General features: G+C 62.5%; 14 protein-coding genes and 1 pseudogene. 5 read left to right on the top strand and 10 right to left on the bottom strand.

Annotation, left to right across the window (positions count from 1 at the left end; all coding sequences use genetic code 11):
- From AC07Y9_RS31535 to AC07Y9_RS31525, 3 genes and pseudogenes are all read right to left on the bottom strand, one after another.
- A pseudogene (locus tag AC07Y9_RS31535) lies at window positions 1-1,523 on the bottom strand (DUF5801 repeats-in-toxin domain-containing protein); the annotation flags it as partial.
- A 272-nt stretch (window positions 1,524-1,795) separates the two neighbouring features.
- Entirely contained in the window at window positions 1,796-6,460 is a 4,665-nt protein-coding gene (locus AC07Y9_RS31530) for a T1SS-143 repeat domain-containing protein (RefSeq protein WP_102681458.1), read from the bottom strand.
- Window positions 6,461-6,625: 165 nt separating this feature from the next.
- The gene (locus AC07Y9_RS31525; RefSeq protein ID WP_102681457.1) at window positions 6,626-7,090 is read right to left on the bottom strand and encodes a VOC family protein; all 465 of its coding nucleotides are present in this window, start codon (window positions 7,088-7,090) and stop codon (window positions 6,626-6,628) included.
- A gap of 166 nt (window positions 7,091-7,256) precedes the next feature.
- Here AC07Y9_RS31525 and AC07Y9_RS31520 point away from each other — a divergent pair, with 166 nt between their 5' ends.
- On the top strand, window positions 7,257-8,279 hold the full coding sequence (locus AC07Y9_RS31520) for a fimbrial protein (protein ID WP_173679824.1): 1,023 nt from the start codon (window positions 7,257-7,259) through the stop codon (window positions 8,277-8,279).
- Between the two features lie 89 nt (window positions 8,280-8,368).
- Here the strand turns inward: AC07Y9_RS31520 and AC07Y9_RS31515 are convergent, their stop codons facing one another.
- Window positions 8,369-10,123 carry a dipeptidase gene (locus AC07Y9_RS31515; RefSeq protein ID WP_102681455.1) on the bottom strand — a complete coding sequence of 585 codons (1,755 nt, stop codon included), beginning with the start codon at window positions 10,121-10,123 and terminating at the stop codon, window positions 8,369-8,371.
- Between the two features lie 428 nt (window positions 10,124-10,551).
- Here AC07Y9_RS31515 and AC07Y9_RS31510 point away from each other — a divergent pair, with 428 nt between their 5' ends.
- The gene (locus tag AC07Y9_RS31510; RefSeq protein ID WP_102690518.1) at window positions 10,552-11,568 is read left to right on the top strand and encodes a GlxA family transcriptional regulator; all 1,017 of its coding nucleotides are present in this window, start codon (window positions 10,552-10,554) and stop codon (window positions 11,566-11,568) included.
- 19 nt (window positions 11,569-11,587) lie between these two features.
- On the opposite strand, the gene AC07Y9_RS31505 is transcribed toward AC07Y9_RS31510, so the two are convergent.
- The 4 genes from AC07Y9_RS31505 to AC07Y9_RS31490 form a co-directional block, all read right to left on the bottom strand.
- Window positions 11,588-12,070 (bottom strand): DUF4265 domain-containing protein, encoded by a 483-nt coding sequence (locus tag AC07Y9_RS31505; RefSeq protein WP_102681453.1) that lies wholly within the window; start codon window positions 12,068-12,070, stop codon window positions 11,588-11,590.
- Between the two features lie 180 nt (window positions 12,071-12,250).
- Window positions 12,251-12,631 carry a c-type cytochrome gene (locus tag AC07Y9_RS31500; protein WP_102681452.1) on the bottom strand — a complete coding sequence of 127 codons (381 nt, stop codon included), beginning with the start codon at window positions 12,629-12,631 and terminating at the stop codon, window positions 12,251-12,253.
- Between the two features lie 53 nt (window positions 12,632-12,684).
- Window positions 12,685-12,993: an immunity protein Imm33 domain-containing protein gene (locus AC07Y9_RS31495; RefSeq protein WP_102681451.1), complete on the bottom strand. Its 309-nt coding sequence runs from the start codon at window positions 12,991-12,993 to the stop codon at window positions 12,685-12,687.
- A gap of 95 nt (window positions 12,994-13,088) precedes the next feature.
- Complete coding sequence (locus AC07Y9_RS31490; RefSeq protein WP_205350721.1) at window positions 13,089-13,478, bottom strand: winged helix-turn-helix transcriptional regulator; 390 nt, start codon at window positions 13,476-13,478, stop codon at window positions 13,089-13,091.
- 87 nt (window positions 13,479-13,565) lie between these two features.
- On the opposite strand from AC07Y9_RS31490, the gene AC07Y9_RS31485 reads away from it, so the two are divergent.
- Both AC07Y9_RS31485 and AC07Y9_RS31480 read left to right on the top strand, forming a co-directional pair.
- A complete protein-coding gene (locus tag AC07Y9_RS31485) occupies window positions 13,566-13,970 on the top strand; it encodes a DoxX family protein (protein ID WP_102681449.1) in 405 nt (134 codons plus the stop codon).
- 16 nt (window positions 13,971-13,986) lie between these two features.
- Window positions 13,987-14,727, top strand: a complete 741-nt coding sequence (locus AC07Y9_RS31480; protein ID WP_102681448.1) for an SDR family NAD(P)-dependent oxidoreductase — start codon at window positions 13,987-13,989, stop codon at window positions 14,725-14,727.
- A gap of 42 nt (window positions 14,728-14,769) precedes the next feature.
- Here the strand turns inward: AC07Y9_RS31480 and AC07Y9_RS31475 are convergent, their stop codons facing one another.
- Entirely contained in the window at window positions 14,770-15,972 is a 1,203-nt protein-coding gene (locus tag AC07Y9_RS31475) for an MFS transporter (RefSeq protein WP_102681447.1), read from the bottom strand.
- Between the two features lie 288 nt (window positions 15,973-16,260).
- Window positions 16,261-17,310: an NAD(P)-dependent alcohol dehydrogenase gene (locus AC07Y9_RS31470; RefSeq protein WP_102681446.1), complete on the bottom strand. Its 1,050-nt coding sequence runs from the start codon at window positions 17,308-17,310 to the stop codon at window positions 16,261-16,263.
- A 167-nt stretch (window positions 17,311-17,477) separates the two neighbouring features.
- On the opposite strand from AC07Y9_RS31470, the gene AC07Y9_RS31465 reads away from it, so the two are divergent.
- Window positions 17,478-18,386, top strand: a complete 909-nt coding sequence (locus AC07Y9_RS31465; protein ID WP_102681445.1) for an AraC family transcriptional regulator — start codon at window positions 17,478-17,480, stop codon at window positions 18,384-18,386.
- The last annotated feature ends 5 nt before the right edge of the window (window positions 18,387-18,391 follow it).

Below are 18,391 nucleotides of genomic sequence, written 5' to 3'. Positions count from 1 at the left end.
ACGCTGCCATTGGCCACGGTGGCCTCACCGGCCACGTCACCGACACCGCCGGCAATACCATTGGCCAGGCCGTCTTCGTCGACAGTGCCGGCCTCAGCGGTTCCGGCTGCGGCCGGCCCATCGTCCTCGAAGATCATTTTCGAGCCGATTTCGGCAGTCGCGGTGGAGGCTTGGCGCAGGGTGAAGCCACCGATGTCGAAGTCGGCATGGGTATTGCCCCTGGCGTCGAGCGCCGCGCCGTTCTCGACCAGTACGCGGTTGTGGTTCGCGCTGGTGGTGTATTCGATCTGGTAGCCGGCCTTGACGCCGGTGATGGTGGCCACTCCACCATCGAAGCTGATGAGGATGCTCGTGTCATCCACCGAGCCGTCGGAGTTCTCGATCACCAGCCCGGTGCTGTTGTCGATGACTTGAACATTGGTAATGGCCACCGACGTATCGTTCGCATAGCCGTTGACGAAGTCCGCGCCGGTTTCAACCGCAGTGCTGAAGGCACTGATCTTGACCACCGCACTCTTGCCGCTTTGCAACTGCACGACATCGAAACTGGCCGTCGTCGCATTAAACACCGCGGTGTAGTCGATATTGGCTTCGACGTCGGCTTCGTTCTGGTCCAGGTTGGGAACGGTCACGTCCTGCCGGGCGCCGGTGACAAAGGTGAATCGAATGCCTTCCTGTTCCACGATCATCTGGTTGTTGGTGCCGAAGGTGGTCGGGCCACCGGCCTGGCTGGTGTTGATGGTGTCACCGGTATTGATGTTGACCCCCGTCGACTGGTCGGCGGGGTCCTTGCCGGTGGCGATGATCGTCGGGTCGCTGATCCGCAGTACACCGCCATCGTCGACCACCGTCGGGTTGGCCTTGGTGAACATCAGGAACAGGTTCTGCCCGGAGGGGGCATTGGCCAGGCTGAACTTCAGGTCCTGGCTGGCGCCGATAAACACCTTGTCCAGCAGGTTGAGGGCATCGTCCGGATTACTGGCATCCGGGTGCTTGAGCGGTTGATATTCCACGGTCCAGATCTTGCCACCCGACAGCGGCGACCCGGTTTCCTCGATATAGGCGGCGAACACGATCGCCCCGTCAGGGCCACCGGCCCGGCCTAGCAGGATGTTGTTGTCGGTATCGGTATACAGAAGGATGTCGATGCCATCGAGGGTATCCAGGCCGCTGTCCAGGCCATCGAGCGGAGCGCCCAGGCTGTCGGTGAAGCCGACATCGACATTGATCGCATCGGGCGCCAGGTTGAGGGTGAAGGCATTGCTGCCGGTGTCGCCCACGGCGCCGGTATAACCGCTCAAGGCAGCATCCGTTGCGGTACCCGCGCCAAGAGCGGTCAGCCGGGTAGCAAAGGTCGAGGGCAGGGCGGCCAGCAGGATGTCATTGTCGTCGGCGTCTCCCGCAGGGGCTGGCGTGGCGGTGGCATTCTGCTGCCCGGTGGTTTCGTCCAGCGCAACGTTGACGCCGGTCGCTACCACGAGCGGGTCGCTCGTGAGGGATAGGTTTTCTTGCAGGGTGGTCATGACATTCTCCTAGGCAGTTCCAGTCATTGGGGCCGCATCCGGGCCCTCTGCTGGCAGATGTCACAACTATGGGGATGCCCAGGAGGTTGCGCATTGGCCGATACTCCCAGGCAACCTGGGAGTTTCAGCCTATCTGGGAGGGAAACGGGGGAGGCGAAGGCACCGATCCATTGCGTGCTCTTCAAACCTTGTGCCGCTTGAGCGTTCGGTGCGGCAAAAAAAAGCGAGGGTGGTTTCCAGGCCACCCTCGCATGGGTTTGACGCGCCAGGTTTCAGACGCTGGCTATCACAATGTCGGTATTGAGCAGGTCGACCCCGAGCAGGGTGATGGTCGTCAGCTGTCCGCCGGTCTCGGCCACCGTCACGATGCTGTCGCTGCCGGCATTGTCGACCGACTGCACAACGGCCCCCGCGTCACCAATGAGCACCACCGCATCGCGCTGGCCGGCGCCCGCATCGAAGCCTGTGACCTGGTACTGGTTCTCGGCGGCCGACAGGTCGATGTTGAAGGCATCCCGCTCACCCGTGGTGCCCACCAGCCTGAAGTCGAAGGCCTGGTCGCTCGGGTCGTTGGCGAACAGGTTGGCGTCGAACGCGCTGGTGGCCGTATCGCCGTCCTTGTCCGTCACCGTCGCGTTGAACGCCAGCTGGATATCGCTGGCCAGGTTCTGGGTCTCCTGAATGAACTGGATCACCGGGATCTTGATCGTACCCTTGCCCATGGTGAGCTGGACCGCGTCGATCAGGTGGGAGTCGTCCCACTCCACGAGGAAGGATTTCTGTCCTCCCGCTTCCGCGTGCAGGTCGGCGGCCAGCACCTTGATGGGGGTGCCCGAGGTCGTGCCGTTGTCGTAGTAGATCGTGTAGTACAGCTCTTCGGTGGCCGGGTCGTAGCCCTGCACCGAGTTGTCGATAAAGATCCTCATGGCCGTCAACAAGGTTTCGGGGTTGATGACGAAACTCTCGTCACCGGCGTTGATGCCTGCCGTGGTGTTGCCCTCCAGGTTGTTGTTGGCGATACCGATGCCGGACGTGCTGACGTTCATGGCCGCCGAGCCGATGTAGGACGGCAGGGGATTGGTCTGCAACTGCGCTTCGGTAGGGTCGGGCGCGCCAAGCCCGATGCCGGTGAGGATGCTGTTCGGACCGGTCTGCGGAGCCAGCGGATTGGCGCCGAAGAACACCACATGCTCGCTGCCGATGGTCAGCGTGCGCACCGGATCCGGACCGCCGGCATCCAGCGAGCCGTCGGCACTGCTGAGGACCACGGTCGAGCGGAAGCCTTCCTGCAGGTCCAGGGCATAGGTGCCGTTGGCGTTGGCGGTCAGGGTGTAGTGGACGGTGGTGTTGGCCGTGGTCGCGTTGTTGTCGAAGTCACCGGTCAGGGTGCCCGCGAACTGGTAGGCGCCATTGCCATCCGGCGAAGGCGACTGCTCGACCAGCGTACCGGTGCCGGTGGTGGTGGTGTTATCCGGCCGGACCAGGGTGAACTGGTCGTTCACCAGGGAAATATCCAGGCCGGCCGCCCCTAGTCCGTCGGCACCGGATCCGATGCTCCAGTAACCCTGTTGCGCATGGTCGGTACCGGTGCCGATCAGGTTGCCGAAGGCCAGGGTCGGGGTGTCGTCATCGACGGTGATCACCAGCTTGTCGGCCGCGGCGGTCACTGTGTCGCCATCCTTGTCGGTGGCCTGCAATAGTGTGCCGAGGTTGAGGGTGAGGTCGTTCTCGTCATTGCCAGCCGCGTGATCCAGAGGCTTGAGCAGGGTGAAGGTGTAGGCACCCGCTACCGTCAGGCTGAGGGTGAACACATCCGTCACGCCGGCCTTGGCGGTCAGGGTATTGCCCAGGACGCTGTAGGTCAGTGCCACCCCGCCGGAGCTCAGGGCTGGCAAGCCACTGGTGTTGCTCGACAGGGAATAGCTCAGCGGTACGTCGGCTCCGGACTGGAAGATCCCGCTCACGCTGCCGCTGGCGACAGTCGCCTGACCCGCCACATCGCCGACACCACCGGCAATACCGTTGGCCAGGCCGTCCTCGTCGACGGTGCCGGCCGCGGCGGTCCCGGTCGCTGTGGGCGTATCGTCATCGACGGTGATCACCAGTTTCTCGGCCGCGGCCGTCACCGTGTCGCCGTCCTTGTCGGTGGCTTGCAGCAGCGTGCCGAGGTTGAGGGTGATGTCGTTTTCATTATTGCCTGCGGGGTGATCCAGCGGCTTGAGCAGGTTGAAGCTGTAGGCACCCGCTGCGCTGAGGCTGAAGGTGAATACATCGACGGCGCCGGCCTTGGCGGTCAGGGTGTCGCCGGCGACGCTATAGACCAATGCCACTGCGCCGGAAGTCAGGGCCGGCAGGCCGCTGGTATTACTCGACAGGGAATAGGTCAGTGGCACGTCGGCCCCGGACTGGAAGATCCCGGTGACGCTGCCGCTGGCCGTCGTGGCTTCGCCCGCCACATCACCGACCCCGCCAGCGATGCCACTGGCCAGGCCGTCTTCATCGACGGTGCCGGTCACGGCGGTCCCGGTCGCGGTGGGCGTATCGTCATCGACGATGATCACCAGCTTCTCGGCCGCGGCCGTTACCGCGTCACCGTCCTTGTCGGTGGCCCGCAACAACGAGCCCAGGTTGATCGTGATGTCGTTCTCGTTATTGCCGGCCGCGTGGTCCAGAGGCTTGAGCAGGGTGAAGCTGTAGGCACCGGCGGCGCTGAGGCTGAAGGTGAACACATCGACGGCGCCGGCCTTGGCGGTGAGTGTGTCCCCGGCAACGCTATACACCAGCGCCACCCCACCCGAACTCAGGGCCGGCAGGCCGCTGGTATCGCTCAACAGGGTATAACTCAGCGGCACGTCGGCCCCGGATTGGAAGATACCGGTGACGCTGCCGCTGGCATTGGTGGCCAGACCCGCCACATCGCCGACACCACCGGCGATGCCATTGGCCAGGCCGTCCTCGTCGACGGTGCCGGTCACGGCGGTCCCGGTCGCTGTGGGGGTATCGTCATCGACGGTGATCACCAGTTTCTCGGCCGCCGCGGTGACCGTATCGCCGTCCTTGTCGGTGGCCCGCAACAACGAGCCCAGGTTGATCGTGATGTCGTTCTCGTCGTTGCCGGCGGCGTGATCCAGGTGCTGCAGCAGGGTAAAGGTGTAGGCACCCGCCGTGCTGAGGCTGAAGGTGAACACATCGACGGCGCCGGCCTTGGCGGTCAGGGTATTGCCGACCACGCTGTAGACCAGCGCCACCCCACCCGAGCTCAATGCCGGCAGGCCGCTGGTATCGCTCGCCAAGGCATAGCTCAGCGGCACATCGACGCCGGGCTGGAAGATACCGCTGACGCTGCCGCTGGCCACGGTGGCCTCGCCGGCCACGTCACCGACACCGCCGGCCACACCGCTGGCCAGGCCGTCCTCGTCGACGGTGCCCGCCACGGCGGTTCCGGTCGCTGCCGGTCCATCGTCCTCGAAGATCATATGCGAGCCGATTTCGGCGGTCGTGGTGGAGGCCTGGCGCAGGGTGAGACCACCGATATCGAAGTCGGCGTGGGTATTGCCCCTGGCGTCCAGGGGCGCGCCGTTCTCGATCAGTACGCGGTTGTGGTCCGAGGTGGTGGTGTATTCGATCTTGTAGCCGGCCTTGATGCCGGTGACGGTGGCCACGCCGCCATCAAAACTGATGAGGATGCTCGTGTCATCCACCGAGCCGTCCGAGTTTTCGATCACCAGCCCGGTGGCGTTGTTGATCACGCGAACATTGGTGATGGCCACCGACGTATCGTTCGCATAGCCGTTGACGAAACTCGTGCCACTTTCGACCGCGGTGTTGAAGGCACTGATCTTGACCACCGCACTCTTGCCGCTTTGCAGCTGCACGATATCGAAATTGGCCGCCTTGGCATTAAACATTGCGGTGAAGTCGATGTTGGCTTCGAGATCGGCTTCGTTCTGATCCAGGTTGGGAATGGTCATGTCCTGCCGGGCGCCGGTGACGAAGGTAAAACGAATGCCTTCCTGTTCCGTGATCATCTGGCTATTGGTGCCGAAGGTGGTCGGGCCACCGGCCTGGCTGGTGTTGATGGTGTCGCCGGTGCTGATGTTGACACCCGATGACTGGTCGGCGGGGTCCTTGCCGGTGGCGATGATCGTCGGGTCGCTGATCCGCAATACGCCGCCATCGTCGACCACGGTCGGGCTGGCCTTGGTGAACATCAGGAACAGGTTCTGCCCGGAAGGTGCATTGGCCAGGTTGAACGTCAGGTCCTGGCTGGCGCCGATAAACACCTTGTTCAGCAGATTGAGGGCATCGTCCGGGTTGTTGGCGTCCGTGTGCTTGAGCGGCTGGTATTCCACGGTCCAGATCTTGCCGCCCGACAGCGGCGACCCGGTTTCCTCTATATAGGCGGCGAACACGATCGCCCCGTCAGGGCCACCGGCCCGGCCCAGCAGGATGTTGTTGTTGGTATCGGTATACAGCAGGATGCTGGTGCCATCGAGGGTATCCAGCCCGCTGTCCAGGCCATTGAGCGCCGCGCCCAGGCTGTCGGTGAAGCTGATATCGACATTGATCGCGCCGGGCGCCAGGTTGAGGGTGAAGGCATTGCTGCCGGTGTCGCCCACGGCACCGGTGTAGCCACTCAAGGCCGCGTCCGTTGCGGTACCGGCCCCGAGGGCGCTCAAGCGGGTGGCGAAGGTCGAGGGCAGGGCGGTCAGCAGGATGTCATTGTCGTCGGCGTCCCCCGTTGGGCTGGCCGTGGCCGTCGCGTTCTGCAACCCGCTGGTTTCGTCCAGGGCAACGTTAGTGCCGGTCGCTTCCACGAGTGGAGCACCATCCGCCAGGGCGGTGATGGTCAGTGTGTCGTTGCTGGGGAAGACGGGGTACAGATCGGGAGGGGTATCGGCGGTCAGGTTGTTCGTGGGGGATTGGGGTGTGGTCATGACATGCTCCTAGGCAGTTCCAGTCGTTGGGGCCGCACCTGGGCCCCTCTGCTGGCAGATGTCACAACTATGGGGATGCGCAGGAGGTTGCGCATTGGCCGATACTCCCAGGCGGTCTGGGAGTTTCAGCCTATGCGGCAGGAGAAACGTGAGAGCGCTGGCGCCTTACCTGTCCTCGGCGAATGCTTCCTCGATGAAGGCCTCCAGCTCCGCCTCTTCAAGCAGCTCGATGGAGAAATGCCCGAAGCGTTTCGGTAGCCAGAGGATGCGCGTGCCGCTGGGGGACTGGAGGTTGTCGCGCGACAGGGGGGTGCCGTTCTCGTCTTCCGGCTGCACCCCCGCGGCCAGCAACTCGTCGTAGGCGGCCTCGATGTCCGGGGTGCTATAGCAGTGACGGTAGATCGTGCCTTCGCCGTTGCTGTCCATCAGCGCCTTGAGATTTCCGGCAAAGGGTTGCACCAGCATCAGGCGCTCCGTGCCAAACCTGACGATCGCATAACGCACATGCAGACCGTCGCGCTGCCAATCCAGGGTCCTGGAAATCCTTGTGCCGAAGACCCGGGCGTAATACGCACACGCTTGCTCAAGATCTTTGACGAGCACGTCCACGTGGCTGAACTTTAATTTCAATGGTTTCTCCTGACGAAAAAGGCAGCAGGGTGCTGCACCGATTTTGAGAATCCTCTGATTCAACCCCAGCAGTTGTCGAGCCTAGACTGCCGGCCTCACGCCGATTCCCACCAAGGGAAGCTGCAACGCCACTCTGAGCTCGTATCGAGGGGAAACATTTTTGAAAATGCTACGACAGGCGGGACTGCTTGCATTGGCTCTGGGCTGCATCATGGGAGCTTCCGCCTACGCAGCGGATTATTGCGACAGGCCTGAGTATGGCTCACCAGACAATCCTTCGATCATTGCCAGTCTTCCAGCCATTACCACCTTGAAGTACGCCCCCATTGGCGGGGTAATGGCGTCCTACGACGTAACGGTCGGACGCCGTTCTGGAGGATGGTCATGGTGCAGTAAGTCTCAATGGGGATTTACCGAAGTTGCTACCAGCCTTGTATCAAGAGGCAGTCCAGGGCTTTACGACTCTGGTGTGCCTGGGGTCGGCATTCGCATTGGGCACCTTGCCAGCATTAACTGGTACACCCCCACTTATCCACCTCTTGCCAATACCGGAATAAATAATGGGAACATCATCTATTTTTTCGATAGATTGAGCATAGTGTTCGTGCGTACAGATATAGGGGTTGGAAAGGGCGATATGCCTTCCTTCAACTACAAGACCAATTTTTTTATTGACACCAATTACACCACTCCGGCACGAGCGGTTTTCCCCATCGAAGGTAAGGGCCTTAAAACCAGGTTTGAACATAATGCCTTCTTCACCACTTGCTACACGCCCAAGAACAGTACCGAGGTCAATATGGGGCGTCCCGCGGCAGAGCAAGTAAAACGCGGCTCGGTCCAGGACTTTCCATTCGCCCTGGATGTTGTGTGCGAAGGCCTCAATCCCACGGTCAAGCCACCGGTGAAGGTCTACTTCGAGGGCAACTCCGTTCGTGATGGCTTGTTGAATCTGAACGGTTCCGGACAATCTGGCGTCGCCAAAGGCGTTGCCATCTCGCTGACCAGCGACAAAAACGTGGCACTCCCCTTCAGCAAAGCCAAGGCGGTGGCCCTGGATTGGCAGGCCAGCGGCCCTGGCAGCGAGATGTACCGCTTTGCCGCAAAGGCCCGCTACGTCACTACAGGCGCAGAAGTCGTCGCCGGCAAAGCCGATGCCACGCTGACCTATGTACTGGAGTACAACTGATCGCGTTTCCCGCCTTGGGATGCAGAAAAAAGCCACTCGATCAGTGGCTTTTTTTGTGCCTATCAGCCGCGTTGCCGCAGCGCATCGACTCAGAGTTTCGGCAACTGGCCGATGCGGCCGAACATCTCGGTGACGATCTGCAGGTCCAGCTGGAACTGTTCGACGGTCTTGAACTCGTTGTCGTTGTGGCCGGTGTACTTGACCTCGGGACGGGCCAGGCCGAATTGCACGCCGTTGGGCAGTTCATGCACCGAGGTGGCGCCGGCGGAGGTGCCGAACTCGTGCTTCATGCCAAGGTTTTCGCTGGCCACCGCCAGCAGCGCCTTGACCCATTCACCCTCGGGGTTGCGGTACATCGGCTCGGCGATCGAATAGTCGAAGTTCACCGCGACCTGGTTCTGCTTGCTCCAGGCGGCCAGCTTGTCGGCAATTTCCTTTTTCAACACCTCCGGGGTCTTGCCCTTGGGCACGCGCAGGTTGACCGCCAGCTTGAAGGCTTTTTCGTCCTGGCCGACATAGGTCAGGGAGGTGGTCAGCGGGCCCATGAAGTCATCGGCGAAACCGACCCCCAGCGTGTTGCCCAGGTAGTCCAGGCCCCAGTTGTCGGCGGCATAACGCGCCGCGTCGGTGATCGGGTTGTGCTTGAGCGCGACCTTGCCGTCGAGGCCGTTGATGAAGTCGAGCATGCGCGCCACCGGGTTGACCCCGGACTCGGGCTCGGAGGAGTGGGCGGACACGCCGGTGACCGTCAGCCTGACGTCCTTGCCTGCGACCTTGGCGGCCACGCTGAAGTCGCCGCCGTGGGCCTTGGCGTATTCGGCGCCGGCCTTCTGCAGGCTGGCCGCCAGTTCGGCGGGCTGGTCGGTCACCAGGGTGGCGACCGAGGCGCCGGGGATCTGGTTGGTGGCCAGGCCGCCGGTCATCGAGACGATCTCCGCGCCTTTGCCCTCGGCGGCACGCCGCGGGAAGCTGGCCATGACGGTGCCGTAGCCTTTCTCGGCGATCACCACCGGGTAGCCGCCATCCAGCGCCAGGTTGTAGTTGGGCGTCGGGTTGCGTTCGAAGTAGTAGGGAATCGCGTCGCCGCTGGTTTCCTCGGTGGTGTCCACCAGCAGCTTGAAGTTGCGCGCCAGGGGCAGCTTCTCTTCCTTGATGATCTTCATCGCGTACAGGGCCACGACTATGCCGTTCTTGTCGTCCTCGGTGCCGCGGCCGTACATGCGGTCGCCGACCAGGGTGACCTTGAACGGGTCGAGCTTGGTGCCGTCCTGCAGCACCCAGTTCTCCGGCGTCACCGGCACCACGTCGGCATGGGCGTGGATGCCCACCACTTCTTTGCCGCTGCCTTCCAGGGAGATCTCGTAGACGCGGTTGTCGATGTTGCGAAAGTTCAGGTCGAAGGCCTGGGCCAGGGCCTTGATCTTGTCGGCGATCTTGAGGAACTCGGGGTTCTCGTGCTGCGGCACGCCATCGACGCGCACGGTGGGGATCGCCACCAGCTCGCGCAGGGTTTCGGTGGCGGCCTTGCCGTACTTCACCCGCGCATAGAGGCCCAGCAGGCGATGGATCTCGTTCTGCTGCTCGGCGGAAAGCGCCTTGTTGTCGAGGAAGGCATTGATGGCCGGGCCGAGGTTGGCTTCTTTGACCACCTCGCTCTTGGCCGCCTCATTTTTGCTCAAGGTGCCGAGGAACTGGCGGAAATCCGTGACCGAGGCATCGGCGAAGCTCTTGAGGATCGCCGCGTTCTGCTGCGGGGTGATGTTGGCGTGGGCGGCGGTGGTGAAGGCTGACAGGCTGGCCAGTACCAGGGTGGCCGCGGCCAGTTGCTTGAGGGAGAAGTCCATTGCGGGAGGCGTTCCTTGCAGATTGTTAGGAAATATCTGACCTCCCAACCTAACACCACAAGGGAAGGGTACGGGAGCCCCCGAAGTGGGATCTGTCGCACAGAAATGCAAAAGCGGCGCAGAAACGAAAAAAAACGGCGCCGGGGCGCCAGGCAGATCGGCTGCTTTTTAGCCGGCACGCAAGGCTCAAACTCGAGGCTTGGCGGCCGTTTTTTTAAGGCCGCGCCCTGGCCGATATTTTCTGCCCCTGTGGGCCTGCGGGGCAGTAGAATCCCGTCGCCCGGTAACGCCTGCGAGGTTGACACGGCAGGCCACGGCGGCGTTGTTGGCGCTGGCGTCCGGGCAGGTTTCTTGGTGTGGGCAGTGCCGGGTTTCTCCGGTGATTTACACTGAAACCGCATTGGGTCGGGTAAGACAGGCGAGGGCGTATGGCGGTTGAACGACGGGATTTCAGTGGCGGCATGAAGGGCAAGAACCTGCGTTACCTGGAAGAGGCGCGGGTGGCGCCCGCGGCCCATGCGCGGGCGGGCTTCCTGCTGCTCGAGCACTTCTCGTTGCCGGCCTTCACCCAGGCCCTGGATACCATCGTCACCGCCAACCTGCTGCGTCCCGCCTTGTTCTCCTCAACGACTTTTGGCTTGCAGGACGGCGAGGTCACCAGCGACCTCGGGCTGGTGATCCGTCCCGATGCGCGCCTGACCGCGGCGGCGCTCAAGGACCTCGACCTGTTGGTGATCTGCGGTGGCTATCGCACGGAGCTCAAGGCCGATCCCCAGTTGAGCAGCCTGCTGAAAAGCGCCGCCGAACTGGGCATCGCCCTGGCCGGGTTGTGGAACGGGGCCTGGTTCCTCGGCGTCGCGGGGCTGCTCGAAGGCTACCGTTGTGCGATCCACCCGGAGCATCGTCCGGCGCTGGCGGAGATTTCCAAGGTCACCCATGTCACCAGCGAGGCCTTTGTGGTGGACCGCGACCGGCTCACGGCGTCCAGTCCCGCCGGCGCCTTCCATATGGCCCTGGAGTGGATCAAGGGACTGCACGGCAAGGCGCTGGTCGAGGGCATCGAGGACATCCTGTCGTTCGAGGAATCCCGCTACCGGCGCATCAAGCCGACGATGCATGTGTCGTTGAGCGCGCCCTTGCGCGAGGTGGTCAATCTGATGGACGCCAACCTCGAGGAACCGCTGCAAATGGACCAGCTGGCGGAGTATGCCGGGCGTTCCCGGCGGCAGATCGAGCGCTTGTTCAAGGAGCAGTTGGGCACCACCCCGCAGCGCTATTACCTGGAATTGCGCATCACCGAAGCGCGTCGATTGCTGCAGCACACCGAACTGTCCCAGGTCGAGGTGCTGGTGGCCTGCGGCTTCGTCTCGCCGAGCCATTTCAGCAAGTGCTACAGCTCGTATTTCGGCTATCGGCCGTCGAAGGAAAAGCGCCTGGTGAAATGATCGCGGACGTCAGTATCTATCAGCTTTCGAGCCACCAATATAAGAGTGTTTCATCCTCGTCATCATCCAGGTTTTTATAGATGTTGGCGTAGTACCACTGAATCCCTGTTCTATCTCGAAACCTGTTAAAGAAGTCGTTGATCTTCTCCAGCCCATTGCGTGCAGGAACCGCTAATGACAGGTTTCCCTCAAATACACCGTCCAGTGTTCCACCCAGCTCACAAACTACACCGTTTTCCAGCAAGGCTATGTCTTCTTGAGGAATAGAGTCTGCATAGATCTGGATGCAGAAATTTCCGCCTCGTTTCAAGACGACGGCAGGTGCTTCTTTGTCTTTGATTGAAACAATATCTCCTCGCGCCAGGTTCAGCGCGATACCAGGGGAGGAGAGCAACTCGTAAGTATCCTGGTCAATCTTGCGAGCAGGCAGCTCTTCAAAAAAAGGGCCGTCATCATCTGTTACATAAACTTGAATCAGAACAGGTGCTTCTTTATCGTTCATACGCTACTCCGTAGCTGTTCTGCTCAATGCACGCATCCATGTTGATAGGGAATGAAGCTTCTGGTGCCAGGGCTGTTCTAGGAGCCAATGTGTTTGTAGTTGAGTTGAATCTGTAGGGGAGATATTTAAATCAATATTGTTCATTAGCGATGTGCTCGTGAGAGGCCGACTGACTCAGGGTCATCGATTTTTTGAAATCACACTGTTCATGTATTGATTCAAATCGCGCAGGTCCTGAATGCTCCAGGCGTGCGGCGGTATCTTTACACCATTCTCTCGCAAGGTTCTTGGAATCAGGTCGCCATTGGGGCGAAGTATTATCGATGACACGATAACGCCCGGATAATCATTGAGCCGTTTCTTGAACACGGGGGTTGTAAGGTCAGGTGTCGGAGGGTTGCTTTTATTGGCCAGTGGTCCGGTTCCTTTGATATCGGCTCCGTGGCACACGGCACAGCGCTGCGAATAGAGGTTTTTCCCATTGTTATCCGCGAAGGACAGTGATGTTTGAGTGAGCGACAGAACGCCTAGCGAAGCGATGAGCAATACCTTTACTTTCATTTTTCATACGTCCTTGTTGTGTCACTCAGATCTGAATCGAGGGCAAAGGCTTGTCAGTCTTCCATCCAGACATCTTCGTAGCCTTGGTTGTCGATGATGAACTTGGCGCCAGCGGGCAGGCAAAGGTAATTCAGCACCTGTGGCAGCATTTCACTGAGATGCTCAGTGTGAACCGCTTGATAAAAATCATCAGCGTTCGAATGTTCTCCGCAGTGAATAAACCAACTGACATTACCCCCCTCCGGCAGCGAAATGCGTGCGCCATAAATAGGTGACTTGCCCAGGGTGGCAATCGCGATGGCGACCATTTCTTCTGGAGGCAGTACGGGCAGTCCGTACTTTTCACAGATGTCTTTTTGCATATTAAGCAGCTCCTCAGGGTACTTCGATCTGGCGAACGGTACACCCATCCCTAAATCGCCTTCCAGTCAGCGCGGCATGGCCCGGCCGACCCGGCTTAAAGCTCCTTGGCCTTGCGCCCGCGCGGCTTGGATTTTACCGGCACGCTGTCGCCATATTCGCTCCACCAGATGGCCAGCGCCTCCATCGTCGGCCCTAGCGCGCGGGCCTTGGCGGTGATCTCGTACTCGACCCGTGGCGGCACTTCGGCGAATACCGTGCGCGACACCAGGCCGTCGCTTTCCAGCTCGCGAAGTTGTGCGGTCAGCATGTGCTGGGTGATACCGCTAATGGCTTTTCGCAACTCGCCGAAGCGGTAGATCCGCTGATTGAGCAACCACATGATTTCCAGCTTCCACTTGCCTGAGAGCAGGGCGAATGCCCGGCGCATTTCCTCATGCATGTTGACCGCGGCGTTGTCATTAGTCTGCTTTTCCATACTAACCATCACTTTTTCATCCTACTTGTGGCTTTTCATGTTAGGCGACATCTTTGCCCCACGTCGACGCAACCCCCTCACTCAGGAAGAAAACTCATGATCGAACACGCTTCATATTGGTTCAGCACCACGCTGTTGTCGGTGCTCTATGTGACCTCCGCGACGCTGTACGTGGTCAAGCGCGACTGGGTTCGCCAGGCCCTCGTCGACCTCGGTTATCCCACCTATCTGGTGGCGGGCCTGATCGTGGTGAAGGTGCTGGCGGTGCTGGCCATTGTCTCGCGCTTCAGCGTGGCGCTGAGCGACCTCGCGTATGCCGGGATGCTTTACCACCTGCTGCTGTCGGCGGTGGCGCACCTGGGTGTGCGCAAACCTCGCGGCGCGTTGCCGGCAGCGGTGTGCCTGGTACTGCTGGGCGTTTCTTTCCTGACGCAGAACGCCGCTCGCGAACTGCCGTCGCCCTATGGCCAGCTCCCGGCGGCACACCTGGCAACCCTCTGACCCATTGGAGAACAACATGGCTCGACTCAACGGAAAAATTGCCATCGTCACCGGCGCCAGCCGTGGCATCGGCCGCGCCACCGCGAAGCTGTTCGCGGCGGAAGGCGCCAGGGTGGCGGTGCTTTCGCGCACCGCCGAACACATCGATCGCGTGGTCGCCGATATCCAGGCCGCGGGCGGCACCGCGCTGGGCGTGGCCTGCGATATCGCCGATCCCGCCCAGATCGACGCTGCCGTGAAGCAGGTGGTGGCGGCCTATGGCGGCATCGACATCCTCGTCAACAACGCTTTCGATCCCATGGCGGTCTCGTCGTCGGTCCTCGAACTGTCGGTCGAGCAGTTGCAGCGCAATTTCGAGATGGGGCCGATCGCCTATCTGCGGACGATGCAAGCCTGCCATCCTTACCTCAAGGCGAGCGGGGCGGGCAGGGTGATCAACTTTGCCTCGCTGGCCGGGGTCCTCGGCATGGTCGGCTACGGCCCCTACAACATGGCCAAGGAAGCGGTGCGCGCCTTGACCCGCTCGGCGGCGCGCGAGTGGGGGGCGGATGGGATCACCGTGAACAACGTCCTGCCGGTGGCGGACACCTGGGGCGCGGCCGATGGGCCGCCACCGAGCAACGCGCTGGCCCGCCATGGCTCGCCGGAGGAAGACATCGCCCCGGTGGTGCTGTTCCTCGCCAGCAAGGATGGGCAGTACCTCACCGGCTACAGCCTGACGCCTGACGGCGGCCAGATCATCGACAGCGCGCGCTGACACCTGGCCCTGTTCTGTCATTGTCTTAACGCCGACCACCGCTCACGTCGCCACGTTCGTTGCCCTGAAAGGCTTGCGCGTGGCGGCCAGTACCGCCAGCACGGCGGCCACCACCAGCAGTGCCGCGCTCAGTTCGAAGGTCGCCCGATAACCGCTCAGGTCGAAGGCCAGGCCGCCCGCCGTAGCGCCCGCGGCAATCGCCAGCTGGACGATCGCCACCATCAATCCGCCGCCGGCTTCCGCATCGTCCGGCAGTGCCCGGGTCAGCCAGGTCCACCAGGCGACCGGAGCGGCGGTCGCCACCAGGCCCCAGAGGCCCAGCAAGACCGTGGTGACCGACACCGAGGCGCCAAACACCACCAGGGCCATGGCGATCGCCGCCATCATCAGCGGGATGATGATCAGCGTGCGATACAGGGCGCTTTTCAGGAAGGCTTCGATCAGGAAGGTGCCCGCCAGGCCGGCCAGGCCGATCACCAGTAACATCAGCGACAGGGTGGTGACACTGACCTGGGTGACCGTCTCCAGGAAGGGCCGCAGGTAGGTGAACAGCATGAACTGGCCCATGAAAAACAGGCTGACCGCGAGCATGCCCAGGGCCACCGGCATTCTTTTCATCAGGCTGAAGACATTGCCGGTGCCGGCGGCCGGCTGCGCTTTCAGCGACGGCAGGCTGGCCAGCAGCCAGACGGCGGCGAGGGCGGCCACCGGCACCACGCAGAAGAACGCCCCGCGCCAGCCGATCAGGGAACCCAGGAAGCTGCCCAGGGGCGCCGCGATCACGGTCGCCAGGGCGTTGCCGCCATTGACGATGGCCAGGGCACGCGGCACCTGGTCCTCGGGTACCAGGCGCATGGCCGTGGCCGCCGACAACGACCAGAAACCGCCGATGGCCACGCCGATCAGCGCGCGGCCGGCCATGAAGGTCAAGTAGTCCGGGGCGAACGCCACCACGGTTCCGGAGACGATCATCAGCAGGGTCAGGGACAGCAGCAGCCGCTTGCGCTCGACCCGGGCCGCCACCGAGGCGATCAGCAGGCTGGTGAACAGGGCAAACAGCCCGGAGACGGAAATGCCCTGGCCGGCTTGCCCCTCGCTGACCTGCAGATCGGCCGCGATCGGGGTCAGCAGGCTGACCGGCATGAACTCGGAGGCCACCAGGGCAAAGGCGGCGAGGGCCATGGCCAGCACGGCGCCCCAGGTGTGTCGGGGGGCGGGCGACTCGGCGTGAGAAGTAGCGGTCATGGCGACAGGTTTCCTGTGTGGCTGGAAGCGTCCGTGCTGACCGCCGGGCGTTGCCGGCTGGGTCTGCGGACGCTTCGCTGCATAAATATAGGTGCACGCCGCCGGTGGAAGACCGGGCCGGCGCGTGAATGGCGATCGGGGCCGGCCCGGTGCTGGAGCGGCTCCGGTCGCGGCAGAAGGAAAACGCGACACCGGATTCGGTGCCGCGAAGCGAAGGGGGCCCAAGCCGGGCACCCAACGGACTACCAGAGGTTGTTCTGCATGAGCGGGATCAGGCGCTTGCCGCGCTCAGCCCGCCAGGGTGGCGTTGTCGATGACGAAGCGGTACTTGACGTCGCCCTTGAGCATGCGTTCGTAGGACTCATTGATCTGGTCCGCGCGCACCAGCTCGATGTCGGCGACGATGCTGTGCTCGGCACAGAAATCGAGCATCTCCTGGGTCTCGGCAATGCCGCCGATCATCGAGCCGGCGAGGGTCCGGCGCTTCATGATCAGGTTGAACACATTGGGCGAGGCATGCGGAGTCGCCGGGGCGCCCACCAGGGTCATGCCGCCGTCGCGCTTGAGCAGCACCAGGAAGGCGTCGAGATCGTGGGGCGCGGCCACGGTGTTGAGGATCAGGTCGAAGCTCTTGGCGTGGGCGGCCATTTCCTCGGCATTGCGCGACACCACCACTTCGTCGGCGCCCAGCTGGCGAGCGGCCTCGCGCTTGGAGTCGGAGGTGGTGAACGCCACCACATGCGCGCCCAGGGCATGGGCCAGCTTGATGCCCATGTGGCCCAGGCCACCGATGCCGACCACGCCGACTTTCTTGCCAGGGCCGACCTTCCAGTGGCGCAGCGGCGAATAGGTGGTGATGCCCGCGCACAGCAGCGGCGCGACGGCGGCCAATTGCTCCTCGGGGTGGCGGATGCGCAGCACGTAGCGTTCGTGGACCACGATCTGTTGCGAGTAGCCGCCCAGGGTCCAGCCCGGGGCGTCCGGCGTCGGGAAGTTGTAGGTGCCGATCAGGCCGTCGCAGTAGTTCTCCAAGCCGTCCTCGCAGTCGGCGCAATGCTTGCAGCTGTCGACGATGCAACCGATGCCCACCAGGTCGCCCGGGTGGAAGCCGTGCACATGGGCGCCGACCGCCGTGACCCGGCCGACGATCTCGTGGCCGGGCACGCAGGGAAACTGCGTGCCTTGCCACTCGGCGCGCACCTGGTGCAGGTCCGAGTGGCAGATGCCGCAGAAGGCGATGTCGATCTGCACGTCATGGGCGCCGGGGGCGCGGCGGGTGATCTGCAGTGGTTCCAGAGGTTGGTCGCCCGCATGGGCGCCATAGGCGTTGACTAACATTGCACACTCCATCCTGCGTTACGTTGGATGGCCATTTTCCCGGCCAGGCGCAGGCGGCCAGTAGTGCATTTCGCTGGAATTCTTGCCTGATTCTCTGGACTTTGGTTTTTTCGGTAGGAGCGGCACCGGGGCCGGGTTAACGTCTGGCAAGGAGGGGCCATACCGACATGACACGCCCACACGACACCCGCGCCCAGGCGCCCCAGGAAACCCTCACGCGTCTCATTGGCACCTGGATCAAACACTCGGGGGACTGCCCGACAGCGATCCCCGGTCTGGGTTTGTTTCGCCGCGAGATCCCTTCGCCGCCCGCCGTGTGCATGGCAGAGCCGAGCATCGTCCTCGTCGCCCAGGGAGCGAAACAGCTGTGGGTCGGCGGCGAAGCCTACCCGTACGACCCCTCACGCTTTCTCGTGACCTCACTGGACCTGCCGGCCAATTCGCAAGTGACGACGGCCAGCCTGGAGCAACCCTGCCTCGGGCTGAGCTTCAAGCTCGACCCGCGCATGCTGGCGGAGCTGGCCGCCCAGGGCGGGCTGCTGCAACCTCGCGATCGAGGCACAGGCAAGGGCGTGGGCATCGGCACCGCGACGCCGGCCATGTTGGCCTCGTTCGTGCGCCTGCTGGAGTTGCTGGACGAGCCCGAAGCCATCCCGGTGCTGGCGCCGCTGATCCAGCGTGAGATCCACTACCGCTTGCTGCTGAGCGACCAGTCGGCGCGGCTGCGGCAGATCGCCTCCGTCGACGGCCAGGGCCACCGCATCGCCAGGGCCATCGATTGGCTGAAACTGAATTACACCGCGCAACTGCGCGTCGACGAACTCGCCGCCCGGGTGCAGATGAGCACGCCGACCTTTCACCACCACTTCCGCCAACTCACCGCCATGAGCCCGTTGCAATACCAGAAATGGCTACGCCTGACCGAAGCCAGGCGCCTGATGATGAACGAACACCTGGATGTATCGAGTGCAGCCTTCAAGGTCGGCTATGAAAGCCCGTCGCAGTTCAGTCGGGAGTACAGCCGGCTGTTTGGCGCAGCGCCCAGGCGGGATATTGCGCAGTTGCGGGGGTTGTAGGGGAG

It is taken from the genome of Pseudomonas sp. GW456-L12 (assembly GCF_059424045.1).
The sequence above is the reverse complement of the archived record's forward strand: the minus strand, read 5'-3'. Positions and strand labels throughout refer to the sequence as shown.